Source organism: Streptomyces sp. KLMMK, from assembly GCF_036961605.1.
Classification (GTDB): domain Bacteria; phylum Actinomycetota; class Actinomycetes; order Streptomycetales; family Streptomycetaceae; genus Streptomyces; species Streptomyces telluris.
The window spans coordinates 1-2,392 of record NZ_JBAMDC010000628.1 but is presented as its reverse complement, the minus strand read 5'-3'; the positions used below and the strand labels follow the sequence as shown (position 1 = coordinate 2,392).

Sequence of the window (2,392 nt, the reverse complement as noted above, 5' to 3'; positions counted from 1 at the left end):
CACCGCGCCGTGCGGTCGTCGGTCCGGCCACGCTCCAGCCTCCTGCTTCCGGGCGTCAGCCCGCTCTCTTGGCGGCAATCGCCTCGTACACCATGCCGACGAGCAGGTCGTCGGCGTCCCGGCGGCCGAACTCGGAGGCGGCACGGGACATCTCGTACAGCCGGTGCTGGTCGGCGAGGACCGGGAGCACGTGGCTCTGCACCCACTCGGGCGTCAGCTCGGCGTCGTCCACCAGCAGTCCGCCGCCGGCCTTGACCACCGGCTGGGCGTTCAGCCGCTGCTCGCCGTTGCCGATGGGCAGCGGGACGTAGGCGGCGGGCAGCCCGACGGCGGACAGCTCGGCGACGGTCATCGCGCCCGCGCGGCAGAGCATCATGTCGGCCGCGGCGTACGCGAGGTCCATCCGGTCCACGTACGGTACCGGGATGTAGGGCGGCATTCCGGGCATGTTGTCCACGCGCGGCAGGTCGTTCTTCGGGCCGACCGCGTGCAGCACCTGGATGCCGGCGCGCTGCAGGAACGGGACGACGGCCTGGACGACCTCGTTCAGCCGGCGGGCGCCCTGCGAGCCGCCGGAGACCAGCAGCGTGGGCAGGTTCTGGTCGAGCCCGAAGTACGCCCGCGCCTCGGGCCGGGCGGCGCCGCGGTCCAGGGTGGCGATGGTGCGGCGCAGCGGGATGCCCACGTAGCGGGCGTTGCGCAGCTTGCTGTCCGGGGTGGACACCGCGACCCCGGCGGCGTAGCGCGAGCCGATCTTGTTGGCGAGGCCGGGCCGGGCGTTGGCCTCGTGCACGATGATCGGCACGCCGAGCCGCTTGGCGGCCAGGTAGCCGGGCAGCGCCACGTAGCCGCCGAAGCCGACCACGCAGTCCGCCTTGGTGCGCTCCAGGATCTGCTCGGCCGCCTTGATCGTGCCGCGCAGCCGCCCGGGGACGGTGATCAGCTCGGGTGTGGGCTTGCGGGGCAGCGGTACGGCGGGGATGAGACCGAGCTCATAGCCCCGCTCGGGCACGAGCCGGGTCTCCAGACCCCGCTCCGTGCCGAGCGCCGTGATCCCCACGGTCGGGTCCTGCCTGCGCAGGGCGTCCGCGAGGGCGAGCGCGGGCTCGATGTGGCCGGCGGTCCCCCCACCGGCGAGTACGACATGCACCGAAATTCACCGCTCTCCGGACGGTCGCTTCTTGACGCGCCGTCTCATCGTCTTCCATCTCACCCCAGGCTGCCGCATGGCCAGCGCCGCCCGTGCACCGGGTTCGTCGCGCGCGAAGGCGATCAGCAGCCCGATGGCGAACATGGTCGGCAGCAGGGCGGACCCTCCGTAGGAGAACAGCGGCAGGGGGACACCGGCGATCGGCAGCAGGCCGAGCACCGCACCGATGTTGACCACGGCCTGGGCCGTGATCCAGGTGGTCACACCTCCCGCGGCGTACCTCACGAAGGGGTCCTCCGTGCGTCCGGCCACGCGGATACCCGCATAGCCTAGAGCCGCGAAGAGGGCGAGCACCGACAGCGTCCCCGCCAGGCCCAGCTCCTCGCCGGTGATGGCGAAGATGAAGTCGGTGTGAGGTTCGGGGAGTTCGCCCCATTTCTCCACGCTCGCCCCCAGCCCGGCACCGAACCAGCCGCCGTTGGCCAGGGCGTAGATTCCGTGCACGGCCTGCCAGCACTGGTCGTGGTTGCCGGGGTCGGTGGCCCCGATGCAGGCCAGGCGGGACATCCGGTTGGCGCTGGTCTTGATGAACAGGACGGCCAGCACGGCGGTGACGCCGAAGACCCCGGCGAACAGCCGCGTCGGCGCCCCGGCCACCCACAGCAGCCCGAGCAGCACCGTGGTGAGCACCACGGTGGTCCCCATGTCGCCGCCCAGCATGATCAGGCCGAGCAGCACAAAGGTGACGGGCACCAGCGGCACCAGCAGGTGCTTCCACTGGGTGAGCAGCTTCTTGGACTGCTTGCGGGCCAGCAGGTCGGCGCCCCACAGCACCAGCGCAAGCTTGGCGAACTCGCTCGGCTGGAGCTGGAACGGGCCGCCGAGGGAGATCCAGTTGGTGTTGCCGTTGATGGTCTCGCCGATGCCCGGCACCTGCACCAGGCAGAGCAGGAAGAGCGAGCCGGCGAGCGCCGGGTAGGCGAAGACGCGCAGCAGGCGCACGGGCATGCGCGCGGCCAGGAGCAGCATGACGGCGCCGATCGCGGCGGCCAGCAGCTGCTTGCGGAAGAAGAAGGTGGGCGGCAGGCCGTTCTGCAGGGCCTTGATCTGGGAGGCCGAGTAGACCATGACGAGGCCGAGCACGGTGATCAGCAGGGAGCCGCCCATCACCAGGTAGTACGCGGTCAGGGGACGGTCCCAGGCGCGCTTGGCACGCCTGTGCAGCTGCCTGAGGCCGCCCAG

At 71.6% G+C, this 2,392-nt stretch carries 2 protein-coding genes; both read right to left on the bottom strand.

What is annotated here, in order from left to right:
* Positions 1–55: 55 nt before the first annotated feature.
* Positions 56–1,150 carry an undecaprenyldiphospho-muramoylpentapeptide beta-N-acetylglucosaminyltransferase gene (gene murG / locus V7793_RS36475; protein WP_168090813.1) on the bottom strand — a complete coding sequence of 365 codons (1,095 nt, stop codon included), beginning with the start codon at positions 1,148–1,150 and terminating at the stop codon, positions 56–58.
* A 6-nt stretch (positions 1,151–1,156) separates the two neighbouring features.
* A partial coding sequence (gene ftsW / locus V7793_RS36470; protein WP_336013967.1) for a putative lipid II flippase FtsW occupies positions 1,157–2,392 on the bottom strand: 1,236 nt, incomplete at its 5' end.